Raw genomic sequence first — 16,751 nt, 5'->3', positions numbered from 1 at the left:
ACATGGCCGTGCAGGACCTGCTGTCCCAGGATGAGATCGACGCGCTGTTGCATGGCGTCGATGATGGTCTGGTACAGACCGAAAACGCTGCCGAACCCGGCACCGTCAAAAGCTATGACCTGACCAGCCAGGATCGCATCGTCCGTGGACGCATGCCGACCCTGGAAATGATCAACGAGCGTTTCGCTCGCTACACGCGTATCAGCATGTTCAACATGCTGCGTCGCTCGGCGGACGTTGCGGTCGGCGGCGTGCAGGTGATGAAGTTCGGCGAATACGTGCACTCGCTGTACGTGCCGACCAGTCTCAACCTGGTCAAGATCAAACCCCTGCGCGGCACCGCGCTGTTCATCCTCGACGCCAAGCTGGTGTTCAAGCTGGTGGACAACTTCTTCGGCGGTGACGGCCGGCACGCCAAGATCGAGGGGCGTGAATTCACCCCGACCGAACTGCGTGTGGTGCGCATGGTGCTGGAGCAGGCCTTCGTCGATCTGAAGGAAGCCTGGCAGGCGATCATGGAAGTCAACTTCGAGTACATCAACTCGGAAGTGAACCCGGCCATGGCCAACATCGTCGGCCCGAGCGAAGCCATTGTGGTGTCGACCTTCCACATCGAACTCGATGGCGGTGGCGGCGACCTGCACGTGACCATGCCGTACTCGATGATCGAGCCGGTGCGCGAAATGCTCGACGCCGGCTTCCAGTCGGACCTCGATGACCAGGACGAGCGCTGGGTCAACGCTCTGCGCCAGGACGTGCTGGATGTCGACGTGCCGATCGGGGCCACGGTGGCCCGTCGTCAGTTGCGCCTGCGCGACATCCTGCACATGCAGCCGGGGGATGTGATCCCGGTCGAGATGCCGGAAGAAATGATCATGCGCGCCAACGGCGTGCCGGCCTTCAAGGTCAAGATGGGCTCGCACAAGGGCAACCTGGCGTTGCAAGTGATCGAGCCGATCGAGCGCCGTTGACCGGCGCTCGTACCCATTCGCGATTAACCGAATTCTGAATTTTTGCTCGCCGAGGACACTGACAATATGAACATACAGGACGACCAGGCTCTGGCCGATGAGTGGGCTGCAGCCCTGGAAGAAACCGGTGATGCCGGGCAGGCTGACATCGACGCCTTGCTGGCCGCCGATTCCGGCAGTTCCGCGTCTAACCGTTTGCCAATGGAAGAGTTCGGCAGCGTGCCGAAAAACAACGAGCCGGTCAGCCTCGAAGGCCCGAACCTGGACGTGATCCTCGATATCCCGGTGTCGATTTCCATGGAAGTAGGCAGCACCGACATCAACATCCGCAACCTGCTGCAACTGAACCAGGGTTCGGTGATCGAGCTTGATCGCCTGGCCGGCGAGCCGCTGGATGTGCTGGTCAATGGCACGCTCATCGCCCACGGCGAAGTGGTGGTGGTCAACGAGAAGTTCGGCATCCGCCTGACGGACGTGATCAGCCCAAGCGAACGTATCAAGAAGCTGCGCTGAGTGAAAAAGGTTCTTGGGTTTGTGCTGGCGATGCCGTTCAGCGTGCTGGCGGCCGAACCGGTCGCAACAGTGACCACCGCCGCTGCGCCTGCGGTGAGCAGTGGTGTGGCTGGGCAACTGACGCAACTGGTGTTCGGCTTGCTGCTGGTGCTGGGGTTGATCTTCCTCCTCGCCTGGTTGCTGCGTCGGGTCCAGCAGGCCGGTCCGGCCGGCAAGGGGCAGGTGATCGAGATTGTCGGCTCCCGCGCGCTGGGGCCTCGCGATCGTCTGATGCTGGTGCAGGTCGGCAACGAGCAGATTCTGTTGGGCCTGAGCCCCGGCAACATTGCTGCGCTGCACGTTCTCAAGGAGCCGGTGCAAGTGCCGAGTACCGAGAAACCGACGCCGGAGTTTGCCCAGCGCCTGCTGGAGATGCTGGGTAAAGATCAAAAGGATAAGAAGTAATGGGTGCGCTACGCATCGTCTTGATGCTGGCCCTGATGCTGGCCGCGCCGCTGGCATTCGGCGCCGATCCGCTATCGATCCCGGCCATCACCCTGGGCACCAATGCGCAGGGTGCGCAGGAATACTCGGTCAGCCTGCAAATCCTGCTGATCATGACCGCGCTGAGTTTTATCCCGGCGTTTGTCATGCTGATGACCAGCTTCACCCGGATCATCATTGTGTTCTCGATCCTGCGCCAGGCCCTGGGCCTGCAGCAGACACCGTCGAACCAGATCCTCACCGGCATGGCGCTGTTCCTGACCCTGTTCATCATGGCGCCGGTGTTCGAGCGGGTGAATCAGGACGCCTTGCAGCCGTATCTGGCGGAAAAACTGACGGCCCAGGATGCGGTCGCCAAGGCGCAGGTGCCGATCAAGGACTTCATGCTTGCCCAGACCCGCACCAGCGATCTGGAGCTGTTCATGCGCCTGTCCAAGCGCACTGACATCGCGACGCCGGATCAGGCGCCGTTGACCATCCTGGTGCCGGCCTTCGTCACCTCCGAGCTGAAAACGGCGTTCCAGATCGGCTTCATGATCTTCATTCCGTTCCTGATCATCGACCTGGTCGTGGCCAGTGTGTTGATGGCGATGGGTATGATGATGCTCTCGCCGCTGATCATTTCCCTGCCATTCAAAATCATGTTGTTCGTGCTGGTGGATGGCTGGGCGCTGATCATCGGCACGTTGGCCAGCAGCTTCGGCGGTGTCTCGCCATGACGCCAGAAGTTGCGGTCGACATCTTCCGCGAAGCGCTGTGGCTGACCACCATGATGGTGGCGGTGCTGGTGATTCCAAGTTTGCTGGTGGGCCTGCTGGTGGCGATGTTCCAGGCCGCCACCCAGATCAACGAACAGACCCTGAGCTTCCTGCCGCGCCTGCTGGTGATGCTGGTGACGCTGATCGTCGGCGGCCCGTGGCTGGTGCAGACTTTCATGGATTACATCCTGCAGCTGTACGGCAGTATTCCTCAGGTCATCGGCTAAACCATGTCACTGCTAGCGCTGACCGATACGCAGATCAGCACCTGGGTGGCGACGTTCATGCTGCCGCTGTTTCGCGTCGGCTCCTTGCTGATGGTCATGCCGGTGTTTGGCACGACCCTGCTGCCCCGGCGCATACGCCTGTATTTCGCCTTGGCCATTACCGTGGTCATCGCGCCGGGCCTGCCACCGATGCCCCCGGTGAATCCCCTGGATTTGAGCGGGCTGTTGCTGATTGCCGAGCAGATTCTCATCGGTGCGGTGATGGGTTTTTCCTTGCAGCTGTTCTTCCAGGCCTTTGTGGTCGCTGGGCAAATCGTCGCCATCCAGATGGGCATGGGCTTCGCTTCCATGATCGACCCGGCCAACGGTGTATCGACGGCGGTGATCGGGCAGTTTTTCACCATGCTGGTGACGCTGCTGTTCCTGTCCATGAACGGTCATCTGGTGGTGTTCGAGATCCTCACCGAGAGTTTCACCACGTTGCCGGTGGGTGGCGGCCTGATGGTCAATCACTACTGGGAACTGGCTGGCAAGCTCGGCTGGGTGCTCGGTTCGGCGTTGTTGCTGGTGCTGCCGGCGATCACCGCGTTGCTGGTGGTCAACATCGCGTTTGGCGTCATGACCCGGGCGGCGCCGCAACTGAATATTTTCTCTGTCGGCTTCCCGCTGATCCTGGTGCTTGGGCTGTTCATTGTCTGGGTCGGGCTGGCGGACATTCTCAACCAGTATCAACCGCTGGCCTCCGAGGCCTTGCAGTTATTACGCGAAATGGCACGGGCGAGCTGAGTCATGGCTGAGAGCGAAAGCGGTCAGGACAAAACAGAAGACCCCACGGAGAAGCGCAAGCAGGACTCCCGTGAAAAGGGTGAGATAGCCCGGTCCAAGGAACTCAACACCCTGGCGATCATGCTGGTCGGTGCCTCGGCGCTGCTGATTTTTGGCGGCGCCATGGCGCAGGACATGATGGAGCTGATGCGCATCAACTTCTCGCTGCCGCGGGAAGTGATTCTGGATCAGCGCTCCATGGCCACCTACCTGATGCGCTCGGGGCAAATTGCCCTGTGGTCGATCCAGCCGGTGATGATCACGTTGGTACTGGCCGCCATCATCGGTCCGATTTCCCTGGGTGGCTGGCTGTTCGCGGCGAGCTCCATGGCGCCCAAATTCAGCCGCTTGAATCCCGGTCCAGGCCTCAAGCGCATGTTCTCGACCAAGTCGCTGGTCGAACTGCTCAAGGCCCTGGCCAAGTTCATCATCATCCTGTTCGTGGCGCTGGCGGTACTGTCGTCGGACATCGATGACCTGCTGCGCATCGCCCATGAGCCCCTGGACATGGCGATTATTCACAGCCTGCAAGTGGTGGGCTGGAGCACCCTGTGGATGGCGTGCGGGCTGATCCTGATCGCTGTGGTGGATGTGCCGGTGCAGCTCTGGGAAAGCCACAAGAAACTGCTGATGACCAAGCAGGAAGTGCGTGACGAGCATAAGGATCAGGAGGGGCGGCCGGAGGTCAAGCAGCGGATTCGACAGCTGCAACGCGAGATGTCCCAGCGGCGGATGATGGCCGCCATTCCCGAGGCCGACGTGGTCATCACCAACCCGACGCACTACGCCGTGGCCCTCAAGTACGACCCGGAAAAGGGTAATGCGCCGGTATTGCTGGCCAAGGGTAGCGACTTCCTGGCCCTGAAGATCCGTGAGATCGCGGCGGCCAACGAGATCCTGCTGCTGGAGTCACCGGCGCTGGCGCGGTCGATCTACTACTCCACCGAACTTGAGCAGGAAATACCCGGCGGGCTCTACCTGGCGGTCGCGCAGGTGCTGGCTTACGTTTATCAGATTCGACAGTACCGGGCGGGCAAGGGCAAGCGACCGGATCCGCTCAAGGATGACCTGCCGATTCCGCCGGATTTGCGCCGCGATTCCTGAGTTTCGCATTGCTGCTGATGGCCCCTTCGCGGGCAAGCCCGCTCCCACAGATTCAACGAAATCTTGTGGGAGCGGGCTTGCTCGCGAAGAGGCCAGTCCAGGCACTACATAACCCCCTGAAAAACTCTGTATTTCTCCCTCTGCAAAAGTTGGAAAGCTTCTTGCAGTAGCCGCTCTGCGCCTGCTTCGGGCGTCAAAAGTTTGCTTTAAAGGAACGGGGAAAACCGGTGGATCGCTCTCAGTTAATCAACAGTGCCCGCAGCAACATTGCCGACCTCAGTCGAGGCAATCTGGGCGTGCCGCTGTTGCTGCTGGTCATGCTGGCGATGATGATGTTGCCGGTGCCGCCGTTCCTGCTGGACGTGTTCTTCACCTTCAACATTGCCCTGTCCATCGTCGTGCTGCTGGTGTGCGTCTACGCCTTGCGGCCGCTGGATTTCGCGGTGTTCCCGACCATTCTGCTGGTGGCGACGCTGTTGCGCCTGGCCTTGAACGTGGCTTCCACGCGGGTGGTGATGCTCCACGGTCAGGATGGCCATGCCGCCGCCGGCAAGGTGATCCAGGCCTTCGGTGAGGTGGTGATCGGCGGTAACTACGTGGTCGGTATCGTGGTCTTCGCGATCTTGATGATCATCAACTTCGTCGTGGTCACCAAGGGCGCGGGGCGGATTTCCGAGGTGAGTGCGCGTTTCACCCTCGATGCGATGCCCGGCAAGCAAATGGCGATCGACGCCGACCTCAACGCCGGCCTGATCGATCAGGCCCAGGCCAAGGCCCGCCGTTCGGAAGTCGCGCAGGAAGCCGAGTTCTACGGCTCCATGGACGGCGCCAGCAAGTTCGTCCGCGGTGATGCCATCGCCGGCCTGCTGATCCTGTTCATCAACCTGATCGGCGGCATGGCGGTCGGTATCTTCCAGCACGGGATGACCTTCGGCGACGCCGGCAAGGTGTATGCGCTGCTGACCATCGGTGACGGTTTGGTGGCGCAATTGCCATCACTGTTGTTATCGACAGCCGCCGCGATCATGGTGACCCGTGCTTCCGGTTCGGAAGACATGGGCAAGCAAATCAATCGCCAGATGTTCGCCTCGCCCAAGGCGCTGGCGGTGGCGGCGGGCTTGATGGCGGTCATGGGCCTGGTGCCTGGCATGCCGCACTTCTCGTTCCTGAGCATGGCGGCCCTGGCGGCCGGTGGCGCTTACCTGTTCTGGAAAAAGCAGAACGTCGCCAAGGTGCAGGCCCTGCAAGAGGTCAAACGCCAGCAGGAGTTGCTGCCGTCACCGGCCCGCGCCCAGGAAACCAAGGAGCTTGGCTGGGATGACGTGACACCCATCGACATGATCGGCCTGGAGGTGGGTTATCGCCTGATTCCGTTGGTCGACCGCAACCAGGGCGGCCAGTTGCTGGCGCGGATCAAGGGCGTGCGCAAGAAGCTGTCCCAGGATCTGGGCTTCCTGATGCCCACGGTGCATATCCGCGACAACCTCGACCTGGCGCCCAGTGCCTATCGCCTGACCCTCATGGGGGTGATCCTGGCCGAAGCGGAGATTTACCCGGATCGCGAACTGGCGATCAACCCGGGACAGGTCTACGGCACGCTCAACGGCATTACCGCCAAAGATCCGGCTTTCGGCCTGGAGGCGGTCTGGATCGAAATCAGCCAGCGCGCCCAGGCGCAATCCCTCGGTTATACGGTGGTCGATGCCAGTACCGTAGTGGCTACGCACTTGAACCAGATTCTCTACAAGCATTCCAGTGAACTGATCGGCCACGAAGAAGTGCAGCAACTCATGCAATTGCTGGGCAAAAGCTCGCCGAAACTGGCCGAGGAGCTGGTGCCGGGCGTGGTTTCGCTGTCGCAGCTGCTCAAGGTGCTGCAGGCGCTGTTGGCCGAACAAGTGCCGGTGCGCGACATCCGCAGCATTGCCGAGGCCATCGCCAACAATGCCGCCAAGAGTCAAGATACCGCCGCGCTGGTGGCTGCCGTGCGGGTTGGCGTATCCCGTGCAATCGTCCAAAGCATTGTAGGCACTGAGTCGGAGCTGCCAGTCATCACGCTGGAGCCAAGGTTGGAACAGATATTGCTCAATAGTCTGCAAAAGGCCGGGCAAGGCTCGGAAGAGGGCGTTCTGCTGGAGCCAAGCATGGCTGAGAAGCTGCAACGCTCGCTGATCGACGCAGCGCAGCGCCAGGAGATGCAAGGTCAGCCGGTGATTCTGCTGGTGGCCGGTCCGGTTCGCGCGATGCTCTCGCGATTCGGCCGGCTCGCAGTCCCGGGTTTGCACGTGTTGGCTTACCAGGAAATCCCTGACAACAAGCAAGTGACCATCGTTGCGACAGTAGGGCCCAACGGCTGAGGTAGTGGTTTATGCAAGTTAAGCGTTTTTTCGCCGCCGATATGCGTCAGGCCATGAAACTGGTTCGCGATGAGCTGGGCGCTGATGCCGCCATCATTGGCAACCGTCGGATCGCCGGGGGCGTCGAACTGACTGCAGCGCTGGATTACAAGTTGTCGGCGCTGGCGCCGCGGGTTCCGAACATGGAGCTCGAAGACGAGCTGCGCAAGACTCAGTCGCGGATCGTCACCGCCCAGGCCGAATTGAGCCTGCGTGGCGATGGCGAGAGCGACAATGCAACCAATCGCCAGTTGTTCGCCGGCTTGCCGCTCACCGCAGCCGAGCCGTTGATCGAGCCCACCTACGCCGAACCCCGTCGCCCCGCACCGGCCGCTGCACCAGCCTCCACTGGCGTGGACCCGCGCGCGTTCGACTCGATGCGTTTCGAGCTCAACAGCCTGCGCGAACTCATGGAAGTCCAACTCGGCTCCCTGGCCTGGAATCAGCTGCAGGGCAGCCGTCCGGACCAGGCCAACCTCTGGCGGCGCCTGCAACGCATCGGTCTGTCCGGCCCGCTGTCGCGCGACCTTTTGGCGATGATCACCGATATCGAAGAGCCTCGTCAGGCCTGGCGCATGTTGCTGGCGCACCTGGCGCGAATGATCGTTACCCCGGAAGTCGAGCCGCTGGAAGAGGGCGGTGTGATCGCCATGGTCGGCCCGGCCGGCATGGGCAAGACCACCACCCTGGCCAAGCTGGCCGCCCGTTACGTGCTCAAGTACGGCGCGCAGAACATCGCGCTGGTGAGCATGGACAGCTTCCGCATCGGTGCCCAGGAGCAGCTCAAGACCCTGGGGCGCATTCTCAATGTGCCGGTGACCCACGTCGATCCGGGCCAGTCCCTGGTGCAGGCGCTGGAACCCTTGCTGCGCAAGCGCGTGGTGCTGATCGATACCGCCGGCCTGCAGGCCAGCGACCCGGCCTTGCGCATGCAGCTCGAAAGCCTGGCCGGTCGTGGCATCCGCTCGAAAAATTATCTGGTCCTGGCAACCACCAGCCAGAAACAGGTTCTAACCGCCGCCTATCATAGTTACAAGCGTTGCGGGCTCGCTGGCTGCATCCTGACTAAACTGGATGAAACGGCTAGTCTGGGTGAGGTGTTGAGCCTGGCCATCAGTCATGAGTTGCCGGTGGCTTACCTGACCGATGGCCCGCGGATCCCGGATGATTTGCATCTGCCGCGTCGTCACCAGTTGGTCAGTCGCGCCGTGAGCGTGCAAATGCAGGAAGAACCCAGCGAAGAAGCCATGGCTGACATGTTCGCTGACATCTACCACAGCCCGACCAAGCAGGTTGGCTGAGGTAAAAATGAACAGTTTTTGTACCTACATCGATGGTCTGCCATGCATTGTTCCGTTTGTGAACGCGCAGCCAGTAATGTGGCCTCCGTCTATGCAAGACAAGGTAAAGAAATAACATGGGCAGCATGCATCCCGTACAGGTGATCGCGGTGACCGGCGGCAAAGGTGGCGTCGGGAAAACTAATGTGTCAGTGAACTTGTCCCTGGCTCTGGCTGAGCTTGGCCGGCGCGTCATGCTGTTGGACGCCGACCTGGGACTGGCGAACGTTGACGTTCTGCTGGGCCTGACACCCAAACGTACCCTGGCCGATGTGATCGAAGGCCGCTGCGAACTGCGCGATGTACTGCTGCAGGGACCCGGCGGCATCCGTATCGTTCCGGCCGCATCCGGCACTCAGAGCATGGTGCATCTGAGCCCCGCGCAACACGCCGGCCTGATCCAGGCCTTCAGCGATATCGGCGACAACCTCGACGTATTGGTGATCGACACCGCGGCGGGCATTGGTGACTCGGTAGTCAGTTTCGTTCGCGCAGCCCAGGAAGTGCTGCTGGTGGTGTGCGACGAGCCGACCTCGATCACTGACGCCTACGCTTTGATCAAATTGCTTAACCGTGACTACGGCATGAACCGCTTCCGGGTCCTGGCCAACATGGCCCAGAGCCCGCAGGAAGGGCGCAACCTGTTCGCCAAGTTGACCAAGGTGACGGATCGCTTCCTCGACGTCGCCCTGCAATACGTCGGTGCGGTGCCCTACGACGAAAGCGTGCGCAAGGCCGTGCAGAAGCAGCGCGCCGTCTACGAGGCCTTCCCGCGTTCCAAGTGCTCGCTGGCCTTCAAGGCCATCGCACAGAAGGTCGATACCTGGCCGCTGCCTGCCAACCCGCGCGGGCACCTGGAGTTTTTCGTCGAGCGCCTCGTGCAGCAGACAGCAGGACCGGTTCTATGACGGCAAGCGGTTACAACCTCTACAAAAAATCGGCGCGTGATGCGCAGTACGAGCTGATCGAGCGTTACGCGCCGCTGGTTAAACGCATTGCCTACCACTTGTTGGCGCGCCTGCCGGCCAGTGTCCAGGTCGAAGACCTGATCCAGGCCGGGATGATCGGCCTGCTTGAAGTGTCGACCAAATATGACGCCAGCAAAGGCGCCAGTTTCGAGACGTACGCGGGCATTCGAATCCGCGGCGCCATGCTCGATGAAGTGCGCAAGGGGGACTGGGCGCCACGATCGGTTCACCGCAATACGCGCATGGTCAGCGACGCCATTCGCTCGATTGAAGCGAAAACCGGTCGTGATGCTAAAGATCACGAAGTTGCGGCCGAACTCCAATTGAGTCTCGACGATTACTACGGGATTTTGAACGACACCCTGGGCAGCCGGCTGTTCAGTTTCGACGATCTGTTGCAAGACGGCGAACACGAAGGGCTGCACGAGGATGGCGCGAGTGCTCATATCGAACCGTCACGCGATCTGGAAGATGAACGCTTCCAGGCTGCGCTGGCAGATGCGATTGCCAATTTGCCGGAGCGTGAGCGACTGGTGTTGGCGCTGTACTACGACGAAGAGTTGAACCTCAAGGAAATCGGTGAGGTCCTGGGGGTCAGCGAATCTCGGGTCAGCCAGTTACACAGCCAGTGCGCGGCCCGTTTGCGGGGGCGTTTGGGGGAGTGGCGAGCGCGCTGAAGGCAGTGTGGGGGACACTGCGAACGAGGCCGGTGTGGTGTTGAACTGCGCCGGTCGCGATCTGTTGTGCTCCAGACAGTCATCGAGTGCTTTGCCGGATTGATTGAAATGGCGCGTCCAGGTGCTGGGCGCGTTTAAGACTGCTTGGAGGTCGAATTGGACAAGAACATGAAAATCCTCATCGTTGATGACTTCTCAACGATGCGGCGGATCATCAAGAACCTGCTGCGTGACCTTGGGTTCACCAACACCGTCGAGGCCGACGATGGCACTACCGCCATTCCGGTGCTCAACAGCGGAAGCATCGACTTTCTGGTAACGGACTGGAACATGCCTGGCATGACCGGTATCGATCTGCTGCGCCACGTGCGTGCCGATGAAAAGCTCAAGCACCTGCCGGTGCTGATGGTGACCGCTGAAGCCAAGCGCGAGCAGATCATCGAAGCGGCCCAGGCCGGCGTTAACGGCTATGTGGTCAAACCCTTCACGGCCCAGGCGTTGAAAGAAAAAATCGAGAAGATTTTCGAACGCATCGGTTGATGAGTGCGCCACGGGGGAGCTATGGGCAATAACGAAACTTCATTGGGCGACTTTGAGTCGACCCTGAAAAAACACGCCGTCGAATTGGTCGCCAGCCTTGAAAAAGGCAAGTTCGGCGACGCGGTGCAATTGATCCATGAGCTCAACCAGACCCGTGACCGCGGCCTGTATCAGGAAGTGGGCAAGCTCACTCGCGAACTGCATAGCGCGATCGTCAATTTCCAGATTGACCCGCACATGCCGCAAGCCGAAGAAGTGTCGCAGATCACCGACGCCACCGAGCGCCTGGGGTATGTGGTCAAGCTGACCGAGGCCGCGGCCAACCGCACCATGGATCTGGTGGAAAGTGCCACGCCGCTGGTCAATGGCCTGGCGGATGAAGCCAAGGTGTTGAGCGCGGACTGGGGGCGCTTCATGCGTCGCGAAGTCGGCGCGCAAGAGTTTCGTGAACTGGCCCGGCGGGTCGACGGGTTCCTGGTGCGCAGCGGCACGGACAATCGCGCGGTGTCGGGCAACCTCAACGACATCCTGCTCGCCCAGGATTACCAGGACCTCACAGGGCAGGTGATCAAGCGTGTGACCCAGCTGGTCACCGAAGTTGAAAGCAACCTGCTGAAGCTCGTGCTGATGGCCAGCCAGGTGGACCGCTTTGCGGGCATCGAACATGACCGTGAAGCGATGCTTGCTGAAAAAGATCCACAAAAACATCTCTCTCAGGGTGAAGGTCCGCAGATTCATGCCGATAAAAGAGAAGACGTTGTGTCCGGTCAGGACGATGTGGACGATTTGCTATCCAGCCTTGGATTTTAGGTAGACCTGTTAGGAGCACCCCCTTAATGAGCTTCGGCGCCGATGAAGAGATCCTTCAGGATTTCCTGGTTGAGGCCGGCGAGATTCTAGAGCAACTGTCCGAGCAACTGGTCGAGCTGGAAAGCCGTCCGGATGATGCGGATCTGCTCAATGCAATTTTTCGCGGTTTTCACACTGTAAAAGGGGGTGCCGGCTTCCTCCAGCTCAACGAGCTGGTGGAGTGCTGCCACATCGCCGAGAACGTGTTCGACATCCTGCGCAAGGGTGAGCGGCGCGTCGACTCGGAACTGATGGACGTGGTTCTCGAAGCGCTGGATGCGGTGAACAGCATGTTCAGCGAAGTCCGCGAGCGCAGTCCGATCACCGCTGCGACACCTGAATTGCTCGCGGCGCTGGCCCGTCTGGCCGAGCCGCAATCGGCTGACGAAGTGGCGCCTGCGCCCGTCGCCGAAGTGATTGAAGAACCGGTGGTCGAAACCGATTCCGACGACATCACCGACACCGAATTCGAACAACTGCTGGACTCGCTGAACGCCGTCAAGGCGCAGGCCGAGGCGCCGGCGGCGGCTCCAGCGCCTGCCAGCAATGCCGCTGCCAGCGATGAAATCACCGATGCCGAATTCGAGTCGTTGCTCGATCAACTGCATGGTAAAGGCCAGTTCGCCGTTGACGCAGTGGTCCCGGCGCCGGCTGCGCCAGAAGCACCGAAAGCGGCAGGCGACAGTTCCGATATTACTGACGACGAATTCGAAGCACTGCTCGACCAACTGCACGGCAAGGGTAACTTTGCTGTCGAGGCACTGGAGTCGGCCATTGCTTGCGTGCCAGCACCTGCCGCGCCAGCCGCCGCAGCGGTCGGCAGCGATCTGATCACCGATCACGAATTTGAATCGCTGCTCGATGAGTTGCACGGCAAAGGCAAGTTCAGCGAAGTCGGCACCGCGACGGTTGCCAGCGGATCGAACACGTCCGTTGCCGCGCCGGCCGCGAAGGCTGCGGCGCCGAAACCGGTGACCAGGGCACCCGAGCCAAAAGCCGAAACGCCGGCTGCTGCCGCTGCACCGGCTGCTGCGCGTGCCCCGGCCGCGCCACCGGCGGAAAAGCCGGCGAGCGAAGCCGAGACCACCGTACGCGTCGACACCGCGCGTCTCGACGAGATCATGAACATGGTCGGCGAGTTGGTGTTGGTGCGTAACCGCCTGGTCCGCCTGGGCCTCAACAGCGGCGACGAAGCCATGTCCAAGGCCGTGTCGAACCTCGACGTGGTCACCGCCGACCTGCAAACCGCGGTCATGAAGACCCGGATGCAACCGATCAAGAAAGTCTTCGGGCGCTTCCCGCGCCTGGTTCGCGACCTGGCCCGCCAGCTCAAGAAAGAGATCAACCTGGAACTGGTCGGCGAAGAAACCGACCTCGACAAGAACCTCGTCGAGGCCCTGGCCGACCCGTTGGTCCACTTGGTGCGCAACGCGGTCGACCACGGCATCGAGTCACCGGAAGAACGCGAGGCCTCGGGCAAGTCCCGTGGCGGCAAGGTGATTCTTGCAGCCGAGCAGGAGGGCGACCACATCCTGCTGTCGATCTCCGATGACGGTAAAGGCATGGACCCGAACGTCCTGCGTTCCATCGCGGTTAAACGCGGCGTGATGGACAAGGATGCCGCCGATCGTCTGAGCGACACCGAATGCTACAACCTGATCTTCGCCCCGGGTTTCTCGACCAAGACCGAGATCTCCGACGTATCGGGTCGCGGCGTGGGCATGGACGTGGTGAAAACCAAGATTTCCCAGCTCAACGGTTCGATCAACATCTACTCGGCCAAGGGCCAGGGTTCGAAGATTGTCATCAAGGTGCCGCTGACCCTGGCGATCATGCCGACGCTGATGGTCATGCTCGGCAACCAGGCGTTTGCGTTCCCGCTGGTGAACGTCAACGAGATCTTCCACCTCGACCTGTCGACCACCAACGTCGTGGACGGCCAGGAAGTGGTGATCGTGCGGGACAAGGCACTGCCATTGTTCTATCTCAAACGCTGGCTGGTCCGCTCCGCCGCTCACGAAGAGCAGCGCGAAGGCCACGTGGTGATCCTTTCGGTGGGCACCCAGCGGATCGGCTTTGTCGTCGATCAACTGGTGGGCCAGGAAGAAGTGGTCATCAAGCCATTGGGCAAAATGCTCCAGGGAACGCCGGGCATGTCCGGCGCCACCATCACCGGTGACGGCCGCATCGCGCTGATTCTCGATGTTCCGAGCATGCTCAAGCGTTACGCCACACGGCGTATTTGATTCTGGTGGAGCGGGGCGCCTGGCCTCGCTCCATCTAATGGAGTGTTTATGGCAGTCAAAGTCCTGGTGGTGGACGATTCGGGGTTTTTCCGCCGCCGCGTCTCGGAAATTCTTTCAGCGGATTCCAATATCCAGGTCGTCGGCACGGCGACCAACGGCAAAGAGGCGATCGATCAGGCACTGGCCCTCAAGCCCGACGTGATCACCATGGACTACGAGATGCCGATGATGGACGGCATCACCGCCGTGCGGCACATCATGCAACGCTGCCCGACCCCGGTCCTGATGTTCTCTTCGCTGACCCACGAAGGCGCCCGGGTCACCCTCGATGCGCTGGATGCCGGTGCGGTGGACTTCCTGCCGAAGAATTTCGAAGACATCTCGCGCAACCCCGAGAAGGTCAAGCAACTGCTGTGCGAGAAGATCCTGAGCATCTCGCGCAGCAATCGTCGCATCAGCACTTACAGTGCGCCGGCCCCTGTGGCCGCATCCGCTCCAACACCTGCGCCTTTGAGCGTTGGCAGTTACGGCAGCAGTGCGCCCGTGCGTCCGGCACCGGCACCGATCCCTGCGCGTACGCATGCGGCCACCGCGTCGTCGCCCGCGCCGAAACGCAAAGCCTACAAGCTGGTGGCCATCGGTACGTCCACCGGCGGCCCGGTCGCCCTGCAACGAGTGTTGACCCAATTGCCGACCAACTTCCCGGCTCCGATCGTGCTGGTTCAACACATGCCGGCCGCTTTCACCAAGGCCTTCGCCGAGCGCCTGGACAAGCTCTGCCGCATCAGCGTCAAGGAAGCCGAGGATGGCGACATCCTGCGTCCGGGCCTGGCGCTGCTGGCGCCGGGTGGCAAGCAGATGATGATCGACGGTCGTGGCGCGGTGAAAATCCTCCCGGGTGACGAGCGCCTGAATTACAAGCCGTGCGTGGACATCACCTTCGGTTCGGCAGCCAAGTCCTACGGCGACAAGGTTCTGGCGGTGGTCCTGACCGGCATGGGCGCCGACGGCCGTGAAGGCGCGCGCCTGCTCAAGCAGGGCGGCGGTTCGATCTGGGCACAGGACGAAGCCAGTTGCGTGATCTACGGCATGCCGATGGCCATCGTCAAAGCTGAACTCGCCGACGCGGTGTACAGCCTGGACGACATTGGCAAGCACCTGGTCGAGGCCTGTATCTGATGGATGTTCTAAGCCTGATCGGCATCATCATGGCCTTCGTCGCCATTATCGGCGGCAACTACCTCGAAGGCGGTCATCTCGGCGCACTGGCCAACGGCCCGGCAGCGCTGATCGTGCTCGGCGGCACCATTGGCGCCGCGCTACTGCAATCGCCGATGAGCGCCTTCAAGCGCGCCATGCAGATCCTCGCCTGGATCCTGTTTCCGCCCCGTGTCGACCTGGCCGGTGGCATCGACCGCGTAGTGAACTGGAGCCTGACCGCCCGCAAGGAAGGCCTGCTGGGCCTTGAAGGTATCGCCGACGCCGAGCCCGACAACTACGCGCGCAAAGGTCTGCAACTGCTGGTCGACGGCGCCGAGCCGGAAGCGATCCGCAGCATTCTGGAAGTGGACTTCTACACCCAGGAAAGCCGCGACATCGAAGCGGCCAAAGTCTTCGAAAGCATGGGCGGTTACGCGCCGACCATCGGCATCATCGGTGCGGTGATGGGCCTGATTCATGTCATGGGCAACCTCGCTGATCCATCGCAACTGGGCAGTGGTATTGCCGTGGCATTCGTCGCCACCATCTACGGCGTGGCCAGTGCCAACCTGGTGCTGCTGCCGATTGCCGCCAAACTCAAATCCATCGCGTTGCGCCAGTCGCGTTATCGCGAAATGTTGCTGGAAGGGCTGCTGTCGATCGCCGAAGGTGAAAACCCTCGCTCCATTGAGTTGAAGCTCCAAGGCTTCATGGATTAAGGGAATAAGCTCATGGCTCGCCGTCGCCAGCATGAAGAACACGTCAACCACGAACGCTGGCTGGTGTCCTATGCGGACTTCATCACCTTGCTGTTCGCCTTTTTCGTGGTGATGTACTCGATCTCTTCGATCAACGAAGGCAAATACAAGGTCATTTCCGAAGCGCTGATCGGGGTCTTCACCGATTCCGATCGTTCGCTCAAGCCGATCCCCATCGGTGACGAGCGGCCGAAGACCGTGACCCCGGCCAAGCCACTGGTCAAGGACAGTGACCAGGTCGATGCCGGTGTCGCGGGCGCCAGCGATCCACTGAAAAGCATCGCCGACGACATCAGTGCAGCGTTCGGTGACCTGATCAGCTCCAACCAGATGACCGTGCGCGGCAATGAGTTGTGGGTCGAGATCGAGCTCAATTCCAGCCTGTTGTTCGGCAGCGGCGACGCCATGCCCAGCGACATCGCGTTCAACATCATCGACAAGGTCGCGGCGATCCTGAAGCCGTTCGACAACCCGATTCATGTCGAAGGTTTCACCGACGATCAACCGATTCGCACCGCGCAGTACCCGACCAACTGGGAGCTGTCTTCGGCCCGCTCGGCCAGCATCGTGCGCATGCTGGCAATGCAAGGGGTGAACCCCGGTCGCCTGGCTTCGGTGGGCTACGGCGAGTTTCAGCCGGTGGCCAACAACGCCACCGCTGAAGGCCGCGCACGCAACCGTCGCGTGGTGCTGGTGGTGTCGCGCAACCTCGATGTTCGCCGCAGCCTGACCGGCACCGGAACCGCCCATGCGCAACCGGATGCCGCATTGAAGCGTGCTGGCACACAAACTGCACCGACACCGGTCAAGTCGCCGGTACGAGAGAGCGCCGTCAATTCTCCGTCACCCGCATTAACACGTTGAGCTATTTCTCGGTCGATCCATTCGGTCGGGAG

17 protein-coding genes are annotated in these 16,751 nt (G+C 61.2%); all 17 read left to right on the top strand.

The features are described from left to right. Positions 1 to 2 precede the first annotated feature (2 nt). The 17 genes from fliM (at position 3) to motD (ending at position 16,719) form a co-directional block, all read left to right on the top strand. Complete coding sequence (gene fliM / locus KGB28_RS00605; protein ID WP_057398369.1) at positions 3 to 971, top strand: flagellar motor switch protein FliM; 969 nt, start codon at positions 3 to 5, stop codon at positions 969 to 971. 66 nt (positions 972 to 1,037) lie between these two features. Beyond that, the gene (gene fliN, locus KGB28_RS00600) at positions 1,038 to 1,484 is read left to right on the top strand and encodes a flagellar motor switch protein FliN (protein ID WP_150753423.1); all 447 of its coding nucleotides are present in this window, start codon (positions 1,038 to 1,040) and stop codon (positions 1,482 to 1,484) included. After that, positions 1,485 to 1,928, top strand: a complete 444-nt coding sequence (fliO, locus tag KGB28_RS00595; RefSeq protein ID WP_223441126.1) for a flagellar biosynthetic protein FliO — start codon at positions 1,485 to 1,487, stop codon at positions 1,926 to 1,928. After that, the gene (fliP, locus tag KGB28_RS00590) at positions 1,928 to 2,686 is read left to right on the top strand and encodes a flagellar type III secretion system pore protein FliP (protein WP_223441123.1); all 759 of its coding nucleotides are present in this window, start codon (positions 1,928 to 1,930) and stop codon (positions 2,684 to 2,686) included. The genes fliO and fliP overlap by 1 nt, the downstream gene beginning before the upstream one ends. Further along, positions 2,683 to 2,952 (top strand): flagellar biosynthesis protein FliQ, encoded by a 270-nt coding sequence (fliQ, locus tag KGB28_RS00585; RefSeq protein ID WP_057398373.1) that lies wholly within the window; start codon positions 2,683 to 2,685, stop codon positions 2,950 to 2,952. The genes fliP and fliQ overlap by 4 nt, the downstream gene beginning before the upstream one ends. Positions 2,953 to 2,955: 3 nt before the next feature. Beyond that, positions 2,956 to 3,738 (top strand): flagellar biosynthetic protein FliR, encoded by a 783-nt coding sequence (fliR, locus tag KGB28_RS00580; protein WP_057398374.1) that lies wholly within the window; start codon positions 2,956 to 2,958, stop codon positions 3,736 to 3,738. A 3-nt stretch (positions 3,739 to 3,741) separates the two neighbouring features. Further along, the gene (gene flhB / locus KGB28_RS00575) at positions 3,742 to 4,881 is read left to right on the top strand and encodes a flagellar biosynthesis protein FlhB (protein WP_056721597.1); all 1,140 of its coding nucleotides are present in this window, start codon (positions 3,742 to 3,744) and stop codon (positions 4,879 to 4,881) included. Between the two features lie 227 nt (positions 4,882 to 5,108). After that, positions 5,109 to 7,238 carry a flagellar biosynthesis protein FlhA gene (gene flhA, locus KGB28_RS00570; protein ID WP_150753420.1) on the top strand — a complete coding sequence of 710 codons (2,130 nt, stop codon included), beginning with the start codon at positions 5,109 to 5,111 and terminating at the stop codon, positions 7,236 to 7,238. Between the two features lie 11 nt (positions 7,239 to 7,249). Further along, positions 7,250 to 8,578: a flagellar biosynthesis protein FlhF gene (flhF, locus tag KGB28_RS00565; RefSeq protein WP_150724476.1), complete on the top strand. Its 1,329-nt coding sequence runs from the start codon at positions 7,250 to 7,252 to the stop codon at positions 8,576 to 8,578. A 116-nt stretch (positions 8,579 to 8,694) separates the two neighbouring features. Then, positions 8,695 to 9,525, top strand: a complete 831-nt coding sequence (fleN, locus tag KGB28_RS00560) for a flagellar synthesis regulator FleN (RefSeq protein ID WP_008001746.1) — start codon at positions 8,695 to 8,697, stop codon at positions 9,523 to 9,525. Further along, on the top strand, positions 9,522 to 10,262 hold the full coding sequence (fliA, locus tag KGB28_RS00555) for an RNA polymerase sigma factor FliA (protein ID WP_150724477.1): 741 nt from the start codon (positions 9,522 to 9,524) through the stop codon (positions 10,260 to 10,262). Before fleN ends, fliA begins: the two co-directional genes overlap by 4 nt. 168 nt (positions 10,263 to 10,430) lie before the next feature. Then, positions 10,431 to 10,802, top strand: coding sequence for a chemotaxis response regulator CheY (locus KGB28_RS00550; protein WP_003183998.1), 372 nt, complete (start codon positions 10,431 to 10,433; stop codon positions 10,800 to 10,802). A gap of 21 nt (positions 10,803 to 10,823) precedes the next feature. Continuing rightward, a complete protein-coding gene (locus tag KGB28_RS00545; protein WP_223441122.1) occupies positions 10,824 to 11,612 on the top strand; it encodes a protein phosphatase CheZ in 789 nt (262 codons plus the stop codon). Between the two features lie 26 nt (positions 11,613 to 11,638). Then, the gene (locus KGB28_RS00540) at positions 11,639 to 13,897 is read left to right on the top strand and encodes a chemotaxis protein CheA (RefSeq protein WP_223441120.1); all 2,259 of its coding nucleotides are present in this window, start codon (positions 11,639 to 11,641) and stop codon (positions 13,895 to 13,897) included. Positions 13,898 to 13,945: 48 nt separating this feature from the next. After that, positions 13,946 to 15,076 carry a chemotaxis response regulator protein-glutamate methylesterase gene (locus KGB28_RS00535; protein ID WP_223441119.1) on the top strand — a complete coding sequence of 377 codons (1,131 nt, stop codon included), beginning with the start codon at positions 13,946 to 13,948 and terminating at the stop codon, positions 15,074 to 15,076. Continuing rightward, positions 15,076 to 15,816: a flagellar motor protein gene (locus tag KGB28_RS00530; RefSeq protein WP_057715870.1), complete on the top strand. Its 741-nt coding sequence runs from the start codon at positions 15,076 to 15,078 to the stop codon at positions 15,814 to 15,816. Before KGB28_RS00535 ends, KGB28_RS00530 begins: the two co-directional genes overlap by 1 nt. Before the next feature lie 12 nt (positions 15,817 to 15,828). Continuing rightward, on the top strand, positions 15,829 to 16,719 hold the full coding sequence (gene motD / locus KGB28_RS00525) for a flagellar motor protein MotD (protein ID WP_085716991.1): 891 nt from the start codon (positions 15,829 to 15,831) through the stop codon (positions 16,717 to 16,719). Positions 16,720 to 16,751: the final 32 nt, after the last annotated feature.

The organism is Pseudomonas sp. BF-R-19, assembly GCF_019956445.1.
Classification (GTDB): domain Bacteria; phylum Pseudomonadota; class Gammaproteobacteria; order Pseudomonadales; family Pseudomonadaceae; genus Aquipseudomonas; species Aquipseudomonas fluorescens_BH.
Note: the sequence above shows the minus strand (reverse complement) of the source record. Positions and strands in the feature narration are given on the sequence as shown.